Source organism: Frankia sp. ACN1ag, from assembly GCF_001414035.1.
Classification (GTDB): domain Bacteria; phylum Actinomycetota; class Actinomycetes; order Frankiales; family Frankiaceae; genus Frankia; species Frankia torreyi.
In genome coordinates this window covers 35398-54751 of sequence record NZ_LJPA01000037.1, presented here as the reverse complement: position 1 = coordinate 54751, position 19354 = coordinate 35398, and the positions used below count along the sequence as shown (strand labels likewise).

Genomic DNA, 19354 nt, shown 5'->3' with positions numbered 1-19354 from the left:
CGCTCGCCGAGCGCGGGCGCGCGGGGGCGGCGTGGGCGGCGAACGGAGGTCGGGTATGAAGGGGCACCTGCTGTCGACGGAGGACCTCAGCCGGGACGACGCGCTGCTGGTGCTGGACACCGCGGAACGGATGGCGCGGGTCGCCGAGGCGTCGGTCCGCAAGCTGCCGACCCTGCGGGGCCGCACCGTGGTCAACCTTTTCTTCGAGGATTCCACCCGTACCCGCACGTCCTTCGAGGTAGCCGCCAAGAGACTGTCGGCCGATGTGATCAATTTTTCGGCGCGCGGGTCAAGCGTGTCGAAGGGCGAGAGCCTGAAGGACACCGCGCAGACCCTCGAGGCGATGGGCGCCGACGCGGTGGTCTGCCGGCATTCCGCCAGCGGCGCGCCGCACCGGCTGGCGACCTGGGTGCGCGGCAGCGTCGTGAACGCCGGCGACGGCACCCACGAGCATCCGACCCAGGCGCTGCTCGACGCGTTCACCATGCGCCGGCGGCTCGGTCGGGTCGACGGGCTCGCCGTCACCATCGTCGGCGACGTGCTGCATTCCCGGGTGGCGCGGTCCAACGTCTGGCTGCTCGCCACCCTCGGCGCCAGTGTGACGGTGGTCGCCCCGCCGACACTGTTGCCTATCGGTGTCTCTTCGTGGCCGGTCGAGGTGTCGTACGACCTCGACGCGGTGCTACCCAAGACCGATGTGGTGATGATGCTGCGGGTCCAGCGGGAGCGGATGTCGGCGGCGTTCTTCCCCACCGAGCGGGAGTACAGCCGCCGCTACGGGCTGGACGTCGACCGGGCCGCGACCCTGCCCGAGCACGCCCTGGTCATGCATCCGGGGCCGATGGTGCGCGGGATGGAGATCGCCTCCCGGGTCGCCGACTCCGACCGGTCGACGGTGGTGGAGCAGGTTGCGAACGGGGTGAGCGTGCGGATGGCCGTGTTGTATCTGCTGCTGGGCGGTTCCGGGGAGGTCTCATGACGGCGGGTGCGGGCGGCGCGGGGGGTCCGGTCGGTGGGGCGGCGGGGGGCTCGGGACAGTCCTGGGTGCTGCGCCGGGTCCGCCCGCTCGGCGGGGATCCCGTCGACGTGCTGCTTGCCGACGGGGTCGTGGCGGCCTGGCGGCCCGCGGGCTCGACCGGCCCGGACTCCGAGGGCCTGCCCGCCGGGACGACCATCCTGGACACCGACGGCCTGATCATGCTGCCGGGCCTGGTCGACCTGCACACCCACCTGCGCGAACCGGGCCGAGAGGACGCCGAGACGGTCGAGTCGGGCACCCGGGCCGCGGCGCTCGGCGGCTACACCACCGTGTTCGCCATGGCGAACACCAACCCGGTCGCCGACACCGCGGGCGTCGTCGAGCAGGTCTGGCGGCTCGGGCTCGACGCCGGCCACTGCGACGTGCGGCCGGTCGGCGCGGTCACGGTCGGGCTGGCGGGGGAGCGACTGGCCGAACTCGGCGCGATGGCGACATCCGCGGCCGAGGTGCGGGTGTTCTCCGACGACGGGCACTGCGTGTCCGACGCCCTGCTCATGCGCCGGGCGCTGGAGTATGTCAAGGCGTTCGACGGGGTGATAGCCCAGCACGCCGAGGAGCCGAAGCTGACCGCCGGCGCCCAGATGAACGAGGGGGTCGTGGCCGCCCGGCTGGGCCTGCCCGGCTGGCCCGCGGTCGCCGAGGAGGCGATCATCGCCCGGGACGCGCTGCTGGCCGGGCACGTCGGTTCCCGGCTGCACGTCTGCCACGTCTCCACCGCGGGCTCCGTGGAGCTCATCCGCTGGGCGAAGGCGAAGGGCTGGCAGGTCACCGCCGAGGTCACCCCGCACCACCTGCTGCTCACCGACGACCTGGTCAGCTCGTACGACCCGGTCTACAAGGTCAACCCGCCGCTGCGGACCGCCGCGGACGTCGCCGCGCTGCGCGCCGGCCTCGCCGACGGGACGATCGACTGCGTGGCGACCGACCACGCCCCGCACGCGCTGGAGGACAAGGAGACCGAGTGGGCCGCGGCCCGGCCCGGCATGCTGGGCCTCGAGACCGCGCTGTCGGTGGTGATGGAGACGATGGTCATCCCCGGGCACCTCGACTGGGCCGGCGTCGCCGACCGGATGGCCCTGGCCCCGGCCCGCATCGGTGGCCTGCCGCGACCGGCGGTTGAGGGGTGGAGTTCCATAGCGGTGGGTGCGCCCGCGACCGTGACGCTGCTCGACCCGTCACCGTGGCGGGTCGTCGAGGCGGACACGCTCGCCAGCCGCAGCCGCAACACCCCCTATGCGGGGCGGTCTCTGCCGGGAGCGATCCGCGCCACGTTCCTGCGAGGCCGACCCACCGTGCTCGACGGGAAGGTCGTATGACTGTCTCGCTGGCAGCCGCCTCGCCGTTCGCCGCCTCGCCGTTCGCCGCCTCGCCGTTCGCCGCCTCGCCGTTCGCCGACTCCTCCTCCGCCACCGGACCGGTGGTCCTCGCCGCCGGCCGGGGACCGGACCGCCTGGGCCTGCACCTGCTGCTCGTGGTGGGCCTGCTGCTGCTGTTCGTCGCGGTGGTGGGGGCGATGCTGCGGGCCTGGCGCACCAAGGCCGACCAGCAGGAGGAGGACCTGCCCGAGCTGCCCGACCCGCCGGCCGAGCCCGGCACGGTCTTTGCCGCCCCGCTGCGCGGGATGTACCTCGGCACCGTCGACGCCGGCCACTGGCTGGAGCGGATCGCCGCGCACGGCCTGGGCGGGCGCACCGGCGGGTACGTCAGCGTCTATGAGACCGGCGTGCGGGTGGACCGCGGCAGCGACGCGTTCTGGATCCCCCGGGACGCCGTGCGCGGCGCCCGGCTGGAGCGGGCCCACGCCGGCAAGGTCTCCGCGCCGGGACGCCTGATCGTGATCGCCTGGTCGTACGGCGGGCACGAGCTGGAGACCGGCTTCCGCGGGGAGGACCGGGCGCGCCAGCCCAAGGTGGTCCGCGCCGTGCACGACCTCATCGGCCCACCGCCGGCCCACCTGGCCTCCGGTGACGTCACCTCGCCGCATGCCGTGCCGCGGATGCGACCCCGGTTGCGCCCGCGGGCCGCGGCCCCGGGACCGGGACCGGGCGGCCCGCCGCCCCGGCCGGGCTCGGGCCAGCCCACCGAGGAGATGCCGGCGATCCGCACCGGTCCGCGGCTGCGCCGCGGCGAGCGCGGTGCGGCCCGCGGGGAGCGGCCGGGCGCCGCCGACCGGTCCGACTACCCGCAGCGGCGCCGGGACCCTCGCCATTCTGACCCTCGCCACCCTGACCCCCGCTACCAGGACGCCGACCAGCCGGATCCCCGCCGCGGCGGGCCACGCCCGGCCGATCCCGGCCGCGGTGACCCGCGCCGGGCGCCCGGTCCCGCCGACGCCCGCCACCCGGAGGCCCGCCACCCAGACCCCGGCTGGCCAGCCTCCCGCCAGCCCGACCCTCGCCCTTCTGACCCCCACCCGGCGGACCCGCGCTACGGCGACCGGGGCCGCCCCGAGCAGTCCGACCCCGGCCGGTCACCGGTCGACCCGTTGACCTCACCACTGGGTGAGGTGCGCAGGCTGAAGGAGGATCGGTGAGCACCCTCACCACGACCCCCGGCTCCGCGGCCGGCGACCAGCTCGCGGCCCCCGCGGCGGCGCCGGCGAACCGGCCGGCCGACCGGGCGAACCCGACCCGCGCCGTGCTGATGCTGGAGGACGGGCGCAGCTTCGTCGGCGAGGCATACGGCGCGATCGGCGAGACCTTCGGCGAGGCGGTGTTCTGCACCGGGATGACCGGATACCAGGAGACGCTGAGCGACCCGTCGTTCCACGGCCAGATCGTCATCATGACGGCGCCGCACATCGGCAACACCGGCGTCAACGACGCCGACTACGAGTCCGACCGCATCCAGGTCGCCGGCTTCGTCGTGCGCGATCCGGCGCGGCGCCCGTCGAGCTGGCGGTCGCGCGGCAGCCTCGACGACGAGCTGGCCGCCGCCGGGGTCGTCGGCATCAGCGGCATCGACACCCGTGCGCTGACCCGTCACCTGCGCGAACGCGGGGCGATGCGCTGCGCGATCAGCAGCACGCTCGCCGATGACTCGGCCGTCAATGACCCGGCCGCCGGCGACTCGGCCGCCGGCGTCGACGAGGGCGGGCAGAGCGCCGCGCTGGCCGCGCTGCTCGACCGGGTCCGCAGCTCGCCGGAGATGGTCGGCGCCGATCTGGCCCCGGTCGTCTCCACCCCCGAGCCCTACGTGGTCCCGGCCGCGAGCGGCACGGCGCAGTTCAAGATCGCCGCGTTGGACCTCGGCATCAAGCGGGCCACCCCCGCCGCCATGGCGGCGCTGGGGTGCGAGGTGCACGTGCTGCCCGCCCGGACCACCGGCGAGGAACTGCTCGCCCTCGAACCCGACGGGGTGTTCCTGTCCAACGGCCCCGGCGACCCGGCGACCGCCGACTACGCCGTCGAGGCCCTGCGCACCGTGCTGNGCGCCGACGTGCCGGTGTTCGGGATCTGCTTCGGCCACCAGTTGCTCGCCCGCGCCCTGGGCTTCGAGACGTACAAGCTGACCTACGGCCACCGCGGGGTGAACCAGCCCGTCGGCGACGTGGCCACCGGCCGCATCGCGGTCACCAGCCAGAACCACGGCTTCGCCGTTCGTGCCCCGCTGACCGGCGTGACGGACACGCCGTTCGGGCGGGTCGTGGCCAGCCACATCGGCCTCAACGATGAGGTCGTCGAGGGATTGGAGTGCCTGGACGTGCCGGCCTTCAGCGTGCAGTTCCATCCGGAGGCCGCGCCGGGACCCCATGACGCGGCCAACCTGTTCGAGCGGTTCCGCGACCTGATGGCCGCCGCCCGCCAGGCCCGCGCCGCGGTCGCCGGAGGGGAGTCCTGATGCCCCGGCGCGAGGATCTCAGCAGCGTCCTGGTGATCGGCTCCGGGCCGATCGTCATCGGCCAGGCCTGCGAGTTCGACTACTCCGGCACCCAGGCGTGCCGGGTGTTGCGGGCGGAGGGCCTGCGGGTCATCCTGGTCAACAGCAACCCGGCAACGATCATGACAGACCCGGAGATCGCCGATGCGACCTACGTGGAGCCGATCACCCCGGACATCGTCACCAAGATCATCGAACGGGAGCGGCCCGACGCCGTCCTCGCGACCATGGGCGGCCAGACGGCACTGAACACCGCCGTCGCCCTGCACGACGCAGGCGTCCTGGACCGCTTCGGCGTCCAGCTGATCGGCGCGAACATCGACGCGATCCGCGCCGGCGAGGACCGGCAGGCGTTCAAGGACATCGTCGCCACCGTCGGCGGCGAGACGGCGCGCAGCGCCATCTGCCACACCGTCGAGGAGTGCCTGGCCGCGGGCGAGGAGTTCGCCTACCCCGTGGTCGTCCGGCCGAGCTTCACCCTCGGCGGCGCCGGCAGCGGCTTCGCCCACGACGCGGGCGAGCTCGCCCGGATGGCCGCCGACGGCCTCGCGGCGAGCCCGTCGACGGAGGTCCTGGTCGAGGAGTCGATCCTCGGCTGGAAGGAGTTCGAGCTGGAGCTCATGCGCGACCGCGCCGACAACGTGGTCGTCGTCTGCTCCATCGAGAACGTCGACCCGATGGGCGTGCACACCGGCGATTCGATCACCGTCGCCCCGGCGATGACCCTGACCGACCGCGAGTACCAGACGATGCGCGACATGTCGATCGCGGTCATGCGCGCCGTCGGGGTCGACGCCGGCGGGTGCAACATCCAGTTCGCCGTCGACCCGGCGACGGGCCGGCAGGTCGTCATCGAGATGAACCCGCGGGTGTCGCGCTCGTCGGCGCTGGCCTCCAAGGCCACCGGCTTCCCGATCGCCAAGATCTCGGCGAAGCTCGCCCTCGGCTACACCCTCGACGAGATCCCCAACGACATCACCCGCACCACGCCGGCCGCGTTCGAGCCGACGCTGGACTACGTCGTGGTGAAGGTGCCGCGGTTCGCGTTCGAGAAGTTCCCCGGCGCCGATCCGACGCTGACGACGACGATGAAGTCGGTCGGCGAGGCGATGGGCGTGGGCCGCAGCTTCGCCGAGGCGCTGCAGAAGGCGCTGCGGTCGATGGAGTCGGCGGGCTCGATGTTCTCCTTCGTCCCGCCGACCGGCGACGCGGCCAGCCTGCTGGAATCGACCCGGGTGCCGCACGACGGGCGCCTGCGGGCCGTCCAGCAGGCGCTGCTCGCCGGCGCCGACCCGGCGGACGTCACCCGGGTGACCGGCATCGACCCCTGGTTCGTCGACCAGATCGTCTTCCTGAACGAGATCGCCGCCGCCGTCACCCGCACGCCGGCGGGCATCCGCCGGGCCAAGCGGGCCGGCTTCGCCGACGCCCAGCTCGCCGAGCTGCTCGGCACGTCCGAGGACGTGGTCCGGGCGTTCCGGCACCGGTCCGGCATCCGGCCGGTGTTCAAGACCGTGGACACCTGCGCGGCCGAGTTCGCCTCCGAGACCCCGTACCACTACTCGGCCTACGACAGCGAGACCGAGGTGGCGCCGAGCGGCCGGCCGCGGGTGATCGTGCTCGGCAGCGGGCCGAACCGCATCGGCCAGGGAATCGAGTTCGACTACGCCTGTTGTCACGCCGTGATGGCGCTGTCCGACGCCGGGTTCGAGACCGTCATGGTCAACTGCAATCCGGAGACGGTGTCGACCGACTACGACACCGCCGACCGGCTCTACGTCGAACCGCTGACGGTCGAGGACGTCCTCGAGGTCGTCCACGCCGAGCAGCAGGCCGGCCCGCTGGCCGGGGTGATCGTGCAGCTCGGCGGCCAGACCCCGCTGGGCATCGCCGCGGCGCTGGCGGAGGCGGGCGTGCCGATCGTCGGGACCCCGCCGGAGGCGATCCACCTGGCCGAGGACCGCGGCCTGTTCGGCCGGGTGCTGGCCGCCGCCGCCCTGCCCTCGCCGCCGCACGGCGTGGCGACCTCGTTCGCCGAGGCCCGCACCGTCGCCGAGCGGATCGGCTACCCGGTGCTCGTCCGTCCCTCCTACGTGCTCGGCGGCCGCGGGATGGAGATCGTCTACGACGACTCCATGCTGCGCGACTACATCGAGCGGGCCACGGCGATCTCCCCCGAGCACCCCGTGCTCGTCGACCGGTTCCTCGACGACGCCGTCGAGATCGACGTCGACGCCCTGTTCGACGGCGAGACGCTCTACCTCGCCGGCGTGATGGAGCACATCGAGGAGGCCGGCGTGCACTCCGGCGACTCGGCCTGCGCCCTGCCGCCGATCACGCTCGGCCGCGCCGACCTGGAGCGCATCCGCACCTCCACCGAGGCGATCGCCCGCGGCGTCGGCGTGCGAGGGCTGCTCAACGTCCAGTACGCCCTGCAGTCCGACGTCCTCTACGTGCTGGAGGCCAACCCGCGGGCCTCGCGCACCGTTCCGTTCGTCTCCAAGGCGACGGCGGTGCCGCTGGCCAAGGCGGCCGCCCGGGTGATGCTCGGCGCCTCCATCGGCGAGCTGCGCACCGAGGGCCTGCTGCCGCGCACCGGCGACGGCGCCACCCTGCCGCTGGACTCGCACATCGCGGTCAAGGAGGCGGTGCTGCCCTTCGGCCGCTTCCGCGACGCCGTCGGCCGCGGCGTCGACACCATCCTCGGCCCGGAGATGAAGTCCACCGGCGAGGTGATGGGCATCGACGACGGCTTCGGCACCGCGTACGCCAAGTCGCAGGCCGCCGCCTACAACGGGCTGCCCACCTACGGGCGGGTGTTCGTCTCGGTCGCCAACCGGGACAAGCGGGCGATGATCTTCCCGATCAAGCGGCTCGCGGACCTCGGCTTCGTCGTCTACGCCACCGAGGGGACCGCCCAGGTACTGCGGCGCAACGGGGTCAAGGCGGTCGTGCTCGGCAAGCACCGGGCGCCGACCGAGGGCCTGCTCGACTGCGTCGAGATGATCACCTCGGGTCAGATCGATCTGGTCATCAACACCCCGTGGGGGGTCGGCCCGCGGCTCGACGGCTACGAGATCCGCACCGCCTGCGTCAGCGCCGGGGTTCCCTGCATCACCACCATCCAGGGCGCCGCCGCCTGCGTGCAGGGCGTCGAGGCCCTGGTCCGCGGGGAGCTGGGCGTCCGGCCGTTGCAGGAGTACCACGCCGCCCTGCGCGAGGCGTGGGGCGGCGCGGACGGCCCGGCCGCCGGTCCCGCTGCGTCCACAGCCTCTGCCCCCACAGCCTCTGCGCCTACGGGCGCCGTGTCTGTGGTCGCCGCGTCCACGGAGTCCAGGGGCGCCGCAGATCCGGGCGTGCCGTTCGACGAGCAGCCGATCGAAGCCTTCGAGGAGCAACCGACCGAGCGCATCGACAGCCCGCCGGGCGAGCGCTTCGAGGAGCAACCGACCCAGCGCGTCGACTGGCAGTCGCCCGGCGACGCGGCCACGGCCACAGACCCGGTCACCGGCGGCGACGTGCGCAACGGTGTGACCGGTTTCGCGGCGGGCGACGCCGAGCAGAACGGTGCGACCGGGCCGGTGACGGGCGACCCCGGACCGGACACCTCGGCCGGGCCGGGCGCGGTGTCCGACGCCGACGCCGGCCTCGACCCCGCACGGACCGGTCGGTGAGTGCCGTGTCCCGCTTCACCCCGCGCTCCGGTCGGGCGCCGCTGGCCGTCGCGCTCGACGCCCCGGACGGCGCGACCGCGCTGCGGTGGGCCGCGGCGGTCGCGCCGCACGCCGCCGTGCTCAAGATCGGGATGGAGCTGTTCTACCGGGAGGGGCCGGCGATCGTGACGGCCCTGCGCACGGCCGGCCTGCTCGCCGAGCCCGCTGGGGGAGCCGAGCCCGCTGGGCTCGTTGAGGCCGGCACGGCGCCCGAAAGGGCGACCGGTGGTCCGCCCGAGCTGTTCCTTGATCTCAAGCTGCACGATATTCCGGCAACGGTCGCCGGTGGAATGCGGTCGGTCGCCACGTTGCAGCCTCGATTCGTCACCGTGCATGCGGCCGGGGGAGCGGCGATGATACGTGCGGCCATCGCCGCGGCCCCCACGGTCGAGGTGGCCGTTGTGACCGTCCTCACCTCGCTCGATGCGGCCGCGCTGACCTCCGTCGGGCTCGCCGGACCGCCGGATGATGCCGTCCGCCGCCTCGCCGTGCTCGCCGTCGAGGCGGGGGCGCGCACCCTTGTGTGCAGCCCACGGGAGGTCCGAATGGTCCGTTCGGAGCTCGGTGACAACGTGACTCTCATCACGCCCGGCGTGCGTCCGGAGGGGTCCGAGGTGGCCGACCAGGCGCGAATCGCGACTCCGCGGGAGGCACTGGAGGCGGGTGCGGACCTGGTCGTAGTGGGCCGTCCCATCACCCGAGCCACCGATCTGGGCATAGCGGCGAAGGTGGTCGCAGATAGTATTTTCGCAGGTCAGACGCCTGCGTCTCGCTGACGGCCGTGGTCAGGGCGGGGTGTGTTCGTCCTGGTGCGGTACGAAGCGGTACGGTGGGGCCGTCGTAGACCGAAAGGGTGCGGCACGAGCGGGCCACCCCTTTCGTCCCGTCAAAGCCTTCTCTTGTGCGGACAATATGTCCGCATCAGAGTGTTGTGGCCAAGGCTGGACCGAGGAGCCACTTCCTCGCTAGTTTGCGCGGCGCGATCACCGAATTGAGGAGGCGTACCCGTGCCCCTGCCGCCCCTAACGCCCGAGCAGAGGGCCGCCGCCCTCGAGAAAGCCGCGCTGGCTCGTAAGCAGCGCGCGGAACTCAAGGAGCGGTTGAAGAAGGCGGAGACCACTCTGGCCGCCGTCTTGGAACAGGCCGAGGCCGATGAGGTCGTCGGCAAGATGAAGGTTTCGGCTGTTCTGGAGTCGCTTCCCGGAGTTGGGCGCGTGCGCGCCCAGAAGATCCGAGAACGGCTCGGGATCAGTCCGACCCGCCGGCTGAGAGGGCTCGGCGCGAAGCAGCGCGCCGCGCTCCTCGAGGAGTTCGGAACGGCCTGATCCGGCGGAGTGGGAAATCCACTCCGGCAACCGGAGTAGGGCCTTGGCGGGACGCGGCGTCGCCGGGNGAGTGGTCTCACTCACGTTCTTCCGGCGAAGCCGCGGTACCTTCCGAGCGGATCGGGGGTCGGAATTCTTTACCGGCCCTCGATCCGAAAGTCCATGGGAAACAAGTCCCATCCTGGGCATCCACGGCCGGATGACCGCTGTGCGGCAGCCGTCCCGGAGGCCCTAGGGTTGGGGCCGTGGGTCTCACAGTGCTGTCCGGGCCGTCCGGCGTCGGGAAGGGAACGGTCGTTGCGGCCGTCCGCGAGCGTCATCCCGAGGTCTGGGTCTCGGTCAGTGCCACCACCCGGGCTCCCCGGCCCGGGGAGACCGACGGTGTCGAGTACCACTTCGTCGACGCCGAGGAGTTCGCCCAGATGGTCAAGGCCGGCGAGTTCGTCGAGCATGCGATGTTCGCCGGGCACGCCTACGGCACTCCGCGGGGTCCCCTGCAGGAACGGCTCGCCGCCGGCGTCCCGTGCCTGTTGGAGATCGAACTGCTCGGGGCCCGCCAGGTGCGTTCGGCGATGCCCGACGCCCGGTTCGTCTTCCTCGCGCCACCCACGTTCGAGGAGCTGGTCCGGCGGCTGACCGGCCGGGGGACCGAGTCACCCGAGGTCATCGCCCGCCGGTTGGACCGGGCTCGCATCGAGCTCGCGGCCGAGACGGAGTTCGACCACGTGGTCGTCAACGACGATGTGCGGGCTGCGGCCGCCCGATTGGTAGCATTGATGATCGGCTCCTAGGTGCGGGTCCGCTCGTACCGCGCCGCGAAGCCGCACTTCACGCGCCTGAGTCCGGGCGCAGGCGGCTTGGCGGCCTGTGCACGCGGCCCTGTGCGCGGGAGCACGGTCCGGACGGCGGCCGCCGCCCCGGACGTTCACCCCGGAAGGACATCGTGGCCGGAACCGTAGCCCACCCCGAAGGCATCACCAACCCGCCGATCGACGAGCTGCTCGAGGCCACCGACTCGAAGTACAGCCTGGTCATCTACGCGGCCAAGCGGGCTCGCCAGATCAACGCCTACTACTCGCAGCTCGGCGAGGGCCTGCTGGAGTACGTCGGGCCGCTGGTCGAGACGACCAACGCCCAGGAGAAGCCGCTGTCGATCGCGCTGCGCGAGATCAACGCCGGCCTGCTCACCCACGAGACCGTCTCCGACAGCCTCCCGCCGGTCGCCTGACCCGGCCGTGACCGACGAGCCCATCGGCGCCGCGGGCGCCTCGGCCCGGCGGCCCCGGGTCGTGCTCGGCGTGGCCGGGGGCATCGCCGCCTACAAGGCGGTCGAGGTGCTGCGCCGGTTCACCGAGTCCGGGCACGAGGTGCGGGTCGTGCCCACGCCGTCCGCGCTGCGGTTCGTCGGGGAGACGACCTGGGCGGCGCTGTCCGGCAACCCGGTCACGACCGATGTCTGGAGCGACGCCGACGAGGTCGCCCACGTCCGCATCGGGCGGGAGGCCGACCTCGTCCTCGTCGTCCCCGCGACCGCGGACCTGATGGCCCGCGCGGCCGCCGGGCGGGCGGACGACCTGCTCACCGGCACCCTGCTCACGGCCACCTGCCCCGTGGTCTTCGCGCCGGCGATGCACACCGAGATGTGGCAGCATCCGGCCACCCGGGCGAACGTGGCCACTCTGCGGGCCCGGGGCGCGGTGGTGCTGGATCCGGCCGTCGGCCGGCTGACCGGGGCGGATTCGGGGCCGGGCCGGCTACCGGAGCCGGCGGAGATCGCCGCGCTCGGCATGGCGGTGCTCGCCCGCGGGGCCGACGGCGTCCGTCCGGACCTCGCCGGCCGGCACGTGCTGGTCACCGCCGGAGGTACCCGGGAGTACCTCGATCCGGTCCGCTTCCTCGGCAACGCCTCCAGCGGGCGCCAGGGCTACGCGGTGGCGCGGGCGGCACTCGCCCGCGGGGCCGCGGTGACGGTGGTCGCGGCCAACGTCGCCCTGCCCGCGGTGGCCGGGGCGCGCACGATCGCGGTCACCTCCGCGGCCGAGTTGCGGGAGCGGGTGCACGAGGTGGCGCCGTCCGTGGATGTCGTCGTGATGGCGGCCGCGGTCGCCGATTTCCGGCCACAGGCGACACAGGCGTACAAGATTAAGAAAGAATCCGCGGCGCCCGACTCCATTGCCCTGGTGCGAAACCCTGACGTGTTGTCCGAGTTGGTGGCGAACCGCCGCCCCGGGCAGGTCCTGGTCGGTTTCGCCGCCGAGACGGGCGGTCCCGACGGGGGAGTTCTCGACCACGCCCGGGCGAAACTCGCCCGCAAGCCCGTCGACCTCCTCGTCGTCAACCAGGTCGGCGCCGGGCTCGGGTTCGAGGTGGCGGACAACGCCGCCGTGGTCCTGGCCGCCGACGGCCGCGAGACGACCATCGAACGCGCAAGCAAGGATCTGGTCGCGCACCGGATCCTCGATCTCGTGGTGGAGTTCCCGATCGGTCACGGGGACGGAACGTCCAGCGAGGCAGTGCGGGTACCCGTGCGGACGCCTCGGTAAGCTTCGTCGGAATCAACCGGATCTCCCAGGGGGTTAGACCAGTGGCGACGCGCCTGTTCACGTCCGAGTCCGTCACCGAGGGACATCCGGACAAGATCGCTGACCAGATCAGCGACTCGATCCTCGATGCCATGATCAAGGACGACCCGAAGAGCCGGGTCGCGGTGGAGACGCTCATCACGACGGGCCAGGTCCACGTCGCGGGTGAGGTCACCACCAAGACCTACGTCGACATCGCCGCGGTCGTCCGGGAGCGCATCCTGGAGATCGGCTACGACTCGTCCAAGAAGGGATTCGACGGCGCCTCCTGCGGGGTCAGCGTTTCCATCGGCGCGCAGTCCGCGGACATCGCCCAGGGCGTCGACACCGCTCACGAGACCCGCGTCGAGGGTTCCAGCGAGGACGAGCTCGACCGTCAGGGCGCCGGCGACCAGGGTCTGATGTTCGGGTTCGCCTGCGACCAGACCCCCGAGCTCATGCCGCTGCCGATCGCACTGGCGCACCGCCTCGCCCGGCGGCTGTCCGCGGTCCGCAAGGACGGCCAGGTCGGCTACCTGCGCCCGGACGGCAAGACCCAGGTCACCATCGAGTACGCCGACGGCAAGCCCGTCCGCCTCGACACGGTCGTCGTGTCCACCCAGCACGCCGCCGACATCGACCTCGACACGCTGCTCGCACCCGACATCGCCGAGTACGTCGTCGAGCCGGAGCTGGCGCTGCTCGAGATCTCCACCGAGGGCCGCCGCCTGCTGGTCAACCCGACCGGCCGCTTCGAGATCGGCGGCCCGATGGGCGACGCCGGCCTGACCGGTCGCAAGATCATCGTTGACACCTACGGCGGCTACGCCCGTCACGGTGGCGGCGCCTTCTCCGGCAAGGACCCGTCCAAGGTCGACCGCTCGGCCGCCTACGCCATGCGCTGGGTCGCCAAGAACGTCGTCGCCGCCGGCCTCGCCAGCGCCTGCGAGGTGCAGGTCGCCTACGCCATCGGCAAGGCGCACCCGGTCGGTCTGTTCGTCGAGACCTTCGGCACCGGCACGGTCCCCGAGGAGCAGATCCAGGACGCCGTGACCCAGGTCTTCGATCTGCGCCCGGCCGCGATCATCCGCGACCTGGACCTGCTGCGCCCGGTCTACGCCCAGACCGCCGCCTACGGGCACTTCGGCCGCCCCGAGCTCGACTTCACCTGGGAGTCCACCTCGCGCGCCGAGGCGCTCCAGCGCGCCGTCAAGGGCTGACGCCCCGACCGCACGCTCCTGGGAAGCCGGGTCGGTCCGCATCGCCGAACCGACCCGGCTTCGCCTTTCCCCGCCGTCCTGCCGTCCGCCGTGGCCGTGGGCCGATCGCGGTGGGTTGATCGCTGCGGGGGGCCGACCCGGGCTGGCCGCGGCCGGCCGGTCCTGTCGGAGGTGCCTGGTACTAATGCCCTCATGACCGAACAGCCCGCCACGATCGCCGGTGTCGGCCCGGGGCCGGCCGGGCGGCCGGGCGAGGCTCGCGGCCGCGCCACGCCCGCGAGTGGGGAGGGCGCGGATCGGCCCGCGGCGGCGGGCGGTCCGAGACCGGCCTCCCCGCCGGGCGAATCCGCCGCGTCGGCGCCGCGGCCGGGTCGGGGTTCGGCGGCGCGCGCAGGTTCGGGTGCGCGCGGGGGCTCGGGGCGGGCCCGCGGTCCCGGCGCGCCGTCCCCGCTGGCCGCGGAGCTGCCCGTGGCCAGGGTCGCGGTCGACACCCCGCTGACCCACCTCGACCGTCCCTTCGACTACCTCGTCCCGGCCGATCTCGCCGCGGCGGCCGTGCCCGGCTCCCGGGTCCGGGTCCGCTTCGCCGGCCGGCAGGTGGACGGTTTCGTCCTGGAACGGCGGGCCGTCTCGGAGCACCCGGGCCGACTGGCCCCGCTGGAGCGGTCGGTCTCGCCGGAGCCCGTGCTGTCCGATTCGATCGCCCGGCTCGCCCGCGCCGTGGCGGACCGCTACGCCGGCACGCTGGCCGACGTTCTTCGCCTCGCCGTGCCACCACGCCACGGCCGTACCGAGAGCGCCCCTTCCCCGCCGGAGGAAAGTCCCTCCCGACCGGCGACCGCCGCCGGTGTCTCCGAGGAGGCCTCCCCTCCGCCCGAGGCCGCTGCCACGACCTCCGAACCCGTCGCCCCCCGGCCAGAGGTCGCCGCTGCGCCGGAGAGCACCCAGCCGTCGGTCCCGACCCCGGTTCGGATGACCCCCGGGGCTGCGCCGTCGGCGCCGGCGGATGGTGCTGCCCACGACGGGCGGCCGGCGGAGTGGGCGCGCTATCCCGCCGGGCCGTCGATGCTCGCGGCGCTGGCCGCGGGCCGATCGCCGCGCGCGGTGTGGTGGGCGCCGCCCGGCCCCGCGTGGCCGGCGATGATCGCCACCGCGGTCGGCGCCACGGTGCGGTCGGGCCGTGGCGCGGTCGTCGTCGTTCCCGACCATCGCGACGTCGACCGGGTCGAGGCCGCGCTGGTCGAGGTCATCGGACGCGAGACCACCGTCGCCCTGCGGGCCGACCTCGGCCCGTCGCGCCGGTACCGCGCCTTCCTCGCGGCCAGCCGCGGGCAGGCGCGGGTCGTCGTGGGCACCCGTTCCGCGGTCTTCGCCCCCGTCGCCGACCTCGGCCTGCTGGTCGTGTGGGACGACGGGGACGAGCTGCACGCCGAGCCGCTGGCTCCCTACCCGCACACCCGAGACGTCGCCATGCTGCGCGCGCGCCAGGACGGCTGCGCCCTGCTGATCGGCGGTTTCTGCCCAACGACGGAGGCCGAGGCGCTCGTCCGCAGCGGCTGGGCCCATCCGCTGGTGCTGCCCCTGCCCGAGGTCCGGGCGCTCGCCCCCCGGGTCGAGGCGACCGGCTCGGACCACGAGTACGCCCGAGATCCGGCCGCCCGCGCCGCTCGGCTGCCGTCGCTCGCGGTCCGCACGGCCCGCCAGGCCCTGGCCGCCGGTGCCCCGGTGCTGGTCCAGGTGCCCCGGCGCGGCTACCAACCCTCGCTGGCGTGCGCGGACTGCCGGCGTCCCGCCCGCTGCCGGCACTGCCAGGGTCCGCTGGGCCGCTCCTCCGGCGCCGGCGTGCTGTCCTGCCAGTGGTGCGGTCGCCCGGTGCCCGCCGCCCCGGGCGCGCTGGGAGCCGCCCCCGCGCCCGAGCCCCGAGCCCCCGAGCCCCGGGCCGTTGCCGCCGCGGGTGGCGCGGCCGGCGTGGCGGTCTGGCGATGCCTGTCGTGTTCGAGCCCGCGGCTGCGGGCCTCGGTGACGGGGGACCGGCGCACCGCCGAGGAGCTGGGCCGGGCCTTCCCCGACGTCCCGGTGCGGACCTCGGGGCGCGACGGCGTGCTCGCCGCCGTTCCCGCCGAGCCGGCGCTCGTCATCTCCACCCCTGGCGCCGAGCCGGTCGCGGTCGGTGGGTACGGCGCCGTGCTCCTGCTCGACGGCTGGGCCCTGCTCGGCCGCCCCGACCTGCGGGCCGCCGAGACGACCCTGCGGCGCTGGGCGGCGGCGGCGGCGCTGGCCCGCCCGGCGCCACGCGGCGGGCGGGTCATCGTGTCCGCCGACGCCGGGCTCCCGGTCGTGCAGGCCCTGGTCCGCTGGGATCCCGCGACCTTCGCCGCCCGAGAGGCCGACGAGCGCGCCGAACTCGGTTTCCCGCCGGCGACCCGGATGGCCACCGTGGAGGGCAGCGCCGCGGCTGTCGCCGAGCTGCTCGCGGTGACCCGCCTACCCGAGGGGGCCGACCTGCTGGGCCCCGTGCCGCTGCCACCCGCACCCCGCGCACGGGCGGCAGCGACCCCGGGCGGCGGGCCGGCGTCGGTCGGCGGCCCGGGCGCTGGCGAGGGGGGCGAGATCGAACGGTTGCTCATCCGGGTGCCCCGCGAGCGCGGCGCGGCCCTCGCCGCCGCCCTGCACGAGGCTCGCGGCGTCCTCGGCGCCCGCCGGAGCACCGCCGGCCTGCGCGTCCAACTCGACCCGCTCGTCATCGGCTGACCGCGCGCCCACCGCCGGCGGCCGGCCCCCGCCGGGGCCGGCGTCTGTCGCCGGGGCCGGCCGTCCGCCACAGCGGTGCCCGCCCGCGGTACGGTCGGGCAGCGGCAGGCTCGAGGACGCCGCCCGTGTCCCCGTTCCGGGTGCTGGCGGACGGTCCCCGGCCTGGCCAGACAGCTCGGATCTTGCCCCCGTAGACGGCCGCGGCGTCCGCATGGCGTCGCGGCGGATCGGTGCTCGCGTATGCGTCTTGTTTTCGCCGGCACACCGGCGGTCGCCCTGCCCAGCCTGCGGGCGTTGATCGACAGCCCGCGCCACGACGTGGTCGCGGTCGTCACTCGCCCCGACCGGCCCGCCGGCCGAGGCCGGAAGATCAAACCACCTCCCGTGCACCTGCTTGCCGATGAGGCCGGCATCCCGGTGCTCAGCCCAGAGCGGCCGCGCGACCCGGACTTTCTCGCGGCGCTCGCCGGCCTGGCGCCGGACTGCTGCCCGGTCGTCGCCTACGGCGCCCTGCTGCCCCGGGAGGCGTTGGCGATCCCCCGCCACGGCTGGGTGAACCTGCACTTCTCGCTGCTACCGGCCTACCGCGGCGCGGCGCCGGTGCAGCGCACGGTGCTCGCCGGCGACGACCTCACCGGCGCCAGCGTGTTCCAGATCGAACCGGCGATGGACTCCGGCCCGGTGTTCGGCGTCGTCACCGAGCGGGTCCGCCCCACCGACACCTCCGGTGACCTGCTCGACCGGCTCGCGGAGTCCGGGGCGCACCTGCTCGCCGCGGTCATGGACGGCATCCACGACGGGACCCTGCAGGCAGTGCCCCAGCCCGCCGAGGGGGTGTCGTTCGCACCGAAGCTGACCGCCCAGGACGCGTTGATCGACTGGACCCTGCCGGCGGTCGCGGTGGACCGGCTGACCCGGGCGGCGGCACCCGCGCCCGGAGCCTGGACGGTGTTCCGGGACCGACGGATCAAGATCGGTCCGGTGCGTGTCGGGGCGCAGAACGTGCCGGCCGAGCTGGCGCCGGGCCGGCTGGCGGCGCTCGCCGACGGCGCCGTCGCCGTGGGCACCGGGACGGCGCCGGTGCTGCTCGGCGAGGTGCGGCCCGAGGGCCGCGGGCCGATGGAGGCCGCCGACTGGGCCCGAGGGGCGCGGCTGACCGCCGAGGACGTCCTGCGTGCGCCGGCAGAGCAGGTGTCGTCGGCGGAGCAGGTGTCGCCGGCAGAGCAGGCGTCGTCGGCAGAGCAGGTGTCGCCGGCGGAGCAGGTGTCGTCGGCGGGGAGGCTGTCCGGCGGCGGGGGAGCCGCATGAGCCCGGCCGGATCACCGGGCACCCGCGGCGCCCGCCCGCCCGCCGCCGTCGACCGGCCCCGACTGCTGGCCTGGGAGGTGCTGCGCGCGGTCGACGAGCGTGGTTCGTACGCCAACCTGCTCCTGCCCTCGCTGCTCGCCGGCAGCGGGCTGCCGGCCCGCGATCGCGGCTTCGTCACCGAGCTCGCCTACGGTGCGCTGCGCGCCCAGGGCACCCTCGACGGGCTGCTCGATACGGCCACGAGCCGACCCGTGCACGACATCGACCCGCCGCTGCGCGACGCGCTACGGCTCGGCGCCTACCAACTGCTGCGCACCCGGGTGCCCGCCCGCGCCGCGGTGGCCAGCACCGTGGATCTCGTCCGGGCGACCAGCGGCGAGCGTCCGGTCCGGTTCGCGAACGCGGTGCTGCGTCGGGTGGCCGCCCGGATCGCGGAGACGGGCGGGGATCTCGCCGCCCTGCTCGGCGCTCCCCGCTTCGAGACGGACCCGATCGGCCACCTCGCGGTGGTGACGACCCATCCGCGCTGGATCGTCGAGGTGGTGGCGGAGGCGCTCGGGGACGACCTCGACGAGACCCGCGCCGCGCTCGTCGCCGACGACGCCCGGCCGGCGGTGCACCTGGTCGCCCGTCCGGGCCGCACCGATCGGGACCGCCTGCTCGCCGAGGCCGCCGGGGAGGGGCTCGTGGCGGCACCCGGCCCCTACTCGCCGTATGCGGTGCGCCTCGACGGCGGCGATCCCGCGCGGCTGCCGGCGGTGGCGTCCGGGGCCGCGGCAGTGCAGGACGAGGGCAGTCAGCTCGTCGCGCTCGCGCTGGCCCGGACGGCTACGGTCGGCCGGGACCGTGGGCTGACCGTCGACCTGTGCGCGGGCCCCGGCGGCAAGGCGGCGCTGCTCGCCGGCCTGCTCACCGATCGCTCGGGCGGCGGGCCCGGGTTCTCGTCGGGTCTCGAGGCGGCGTCGGGTCTCGAGGCGGCGTCGGGTCTCGAGGCGGCGTCGGGTCTCGAGGCGGCGTCGGGTTCCGGCGCGAGCCTGCTCGCGCTGGAACCGCGGGCGACCCGAGCCGGGCTGGTGGCCCGGTCGCTGGCGGGAGAGCCGCGGGCCTGGGTGGTGCGCGCGGACGGGCGGGCGGCTCCGCTGCCGGCGGGCAGCGCCGACCGGGTGCTCGTCGACGTCCCCTGCACCGGGCTCGGGGCGCTGCGGCGCCGCCCGGAGGCCCGCTGGCGGCGTATCCCCGGCGATCTGGCCGCTCTCGTGCCGTTGCAGAGCGCCCTGCTCGTCGCCGCGCTGGACCTGGTCCGACCCGGCGGGGTGGTTGCCTACGCGACCTGCTCCCCGCATCCGGCGGAGACCGTCGAGGTGGTTCGCCAGGTGAGCGGCCAGCGGGTCGATGTCTCCGTGCTCGACGCGCGGCTCGGCCTGCCGGAGGTCGACGGACTCGGATCCGGTCCGTTCGTCCAGCTCTGGCCGCACCGGCACGGCACGGACGCGATGTTCGTGGCGCTGCTGCGCCGCAACCCGGACTGAGCCCGGGCGGGGGCAGGCGCCGGCCCCGC

13 protein-coding genes and 2 pseudogenes are annotated in these 19354 nt (G+C 74.5%); all 15 read left to right on the top strand.

What is annotated here, in order from left to right; translation table 11 throughout:
• Positions 1–55 precede the first annotated feature (55 nt).
• The 15 genes and pseudogenes from UK82_RS25625 to UK82_RS25560 all read left to right on the top strand — a co-directional run bounded on the left by UK82_RS25625 (position 56) and on the right by UK82_RS25560 (position 19325).
• Positions 56–979, top strand: a complete 924-nt coding sequence (locus tag UK82_RS25625) for an aspartate carbamoyltransferase catalytic subunit (protein ID WP_044886898.1) — start codon at positions 56–58, stop codon at positions 977–979.
• Positions 976–2355, top strand: a complete 1380-nt coding sequence (locus UK82_RS25620; protein WP_236706434.1) for a dihydroorotase — start codon at positions 976–978, stop codon at positions 2353–2355. Before UK82_RS25625 ends, UK82_RS25620 begins: the two co-directional genes overlap by 4 nt.
• The gene (locus UK82_RS25615) at positions 2352–3572 is read left to right on the top strand and encodes a hypothetical protein (protein ID WP_055409811.1); all 1221 of its coding nucleotides are present in this window, start codon (positions 2352–2354) and stop codon (positions 3570–3572) included. The genes UK82_RS25620 and UK82_RS25615 overlap by 4 nt, the downstream gene beginning before the upstream one ends.
• Positions 3569–4468 (top strand): annotated as a pseudogene (locus tag UK82_RS25610) (carbamoyl phosphate synthase small subunit); the annotation flags it as partial. The gene UK82_RS25615 and the pseudogene UK82_RS25610, both read left to right, overlap by 4 nt.
• Before the next feature lies 1 nt (position 4469).
• Positions 4470–4879 (top strand): annotated as a pseudogene (locus UK82_RS40150) (gamma-glutamyl-gamma-aminobutyrate hydrolase family protein); the annotation flags it as partial.
• Positions 4879–8592: a carbamoyl-phosphate synthase large subunit gene (carB, locus tag UK82_RS25605; RefSeq protein ID WP_055409806.1), complete on the top strand. Its 3714-nt coding sequence runs from the start codon at positions 4879–4881 to the stop codon at positions 8590–8592. The pseudogene UK82_RS40150 and the gene carB, both read left to right, overlap by 1 nt.
• Positions 8589–9407 (top strand): orotidine-5'-phosphate decarboxylase, encoded by an 819-nt coding sequence (gene pyrF / locus UK82_RS25600; protein ID WP_044886901.1) that lies wholly within the window; start codon positions 8589–8591, stop codon positions 9405–9407. The genes carB and pyrF overlap by 4 nt, the downstream gene beginning before the upstream one ends.
• Positions 9408–9638: 231 nt before the next feature.
• Positions 9639–9956, top strand: a complete 318-nt coding sequence (mihF, locus tag UK82_RS25595) for an integration host factor, actinobacterial type (RefSeq protein ID WP_009742797.1) — start codon at positions 9639–9641, stop codon at positions 9954–9956.
• A 245-nt stretch (positions 9957–10201) separates the two neighbouring features.
• Positions 10202–10747 (top strand): guanylate kinase, encoded by a 546-nt coding sequence (gene gmk, locus UK82_RS25590; protein ID WP_044886902.1) that lies wholly within the window; start codon positions 10202–10204, stop codon positions 10745–10747.
• Between the two features lie 152 nt (positions 10748–10899).
• On the top strand, positions 10900–11184 hold the full coding sequence (rpoZ, locus tag UK82_RS25585) for a DNA-directed RNA polymerase subunit omega (RefSeq protein ID WP_009742799.1): 285 nt from the start codon (positions 10900–10902) through the stop codon (positions 11182–11184).
• A gap of 7 nt (positions 11185–11191) precedes the next feature.
• The gene (gene coaBC / locus UK82_RS25580) at positions 11192–12499 is read left to right on the top strand and encodes a bifunctional phosphopantothenoylcysteine decarboxylase/phosphopantothenate--cysteine ligase CoaBC (protein ID WP_044886903.1); all 1308 of its coding nucleotides are present in this window, start codon (positions 11192–11194) and stop codon (positions 12497–12499) included.
• Between the two features lie 41 nt (positions 12500–12540).
• The gene (gene metK, locus UK82_RS25575; RefSeq protein ID WP_011606322.1) at positions 12541–13737 is read left to right on the top strand and encodes a methionine adenosyltransferase; all 1197 of its coding nucleotides are present in this window, start codon (positions 12541–12543) and stop codon (positions 13735–13737) included.
• 192 nt (positions 13738–13929) lie between these two features.
• Entirely contained in the window at positions 13930–16488 is a 2559-nt protein-coding gene (locus UK82_RS25570; RefSeq protein ID WP_152990020.1) for a primosomal protein N', read from the top strand.
• Positions 16489–16728: 240 nt separating this feature from the next.
• On the top strand, positions 16729–17796 hold the full coding sequence (fmt, locus tag UK82_RS25565) for a methionyl-tRNA formyltransferase (protein WP_396230648.1): 1068 nt from the start codon (positions 16729–16731) through the stop codon (positions 17794–17796).
• On the top strand, positions 17793–19325 hold the full coding sequence (locus tag UK82_RS25560; protein ID WP_055409804.1) for an RsmB/NOP family class I SAM-dependent RNA methyltransferase: 1533 nt from the start codon (positions 17793–17795) through the stop codon (positions 19323–19325). The genes fmt and UK82_RS25560 overlap by 4 nt, the downstream gene beginning before the upstream one ends.
• Positions 19326–19354: the final 29 nt, after the last annotated feature.

What these genes read in the sequence shown, in the direction of transcription:
- UK82_RS25625 (WP_044886898.1), top strand. Translation starts at nt 56, where the DNA reads ATGAAGGGGCACCTGCTGTCGACGGAGGACCTCAGCCGGGACGACGCG.
- fmt (WP_396230648.1), top strand. Translation starts at nt 16,729, where the DNA reads ATGCGTCTTGTTTTCGCCGGCACACCGGCGGTCGCCCTGCCCAGCCTG.
- carB (WP_055409806.1), top strand. Translation starts at nt 4,879, where the DNA reads ATGCCCCGGCGCGAGGATCTCAGCAGCGTCCTGGTGATCGGCTCCGGG.
- UK82_RS25570 (WP_152990020.1), top strand. Translation starts at nt 13,930, where the DNA reads ATGACCGAACAGCCCGCCACGATCGCCGGTGTCGGCCCGGGGCCGGCC.
- UK82_RS25620 (WP_236706434.1), top strand. Translation starts at nt 976, where the DNA reads ATGACGGCGGGTGCGGGCGGCGCGGGGGGTCCGGTCGGTGGGGCGGCG.
- UK82_RS25560 (WP_055409804.1), top strand. Translation starts at nt 17,793, where the DNA reads ATGAGCCCGGCCGGATCACCGGGCACCCGCGGCGCCCGCCCGCCCGCC.
- UK82_RS25615 (WP_055409811.1), top strand. Translation starts at nt 2,352, where the DNA reads ATGACTGTCTCGCTGGCAGCCGCCTCGCCGTTCGCCGCCTCGCCGTTC.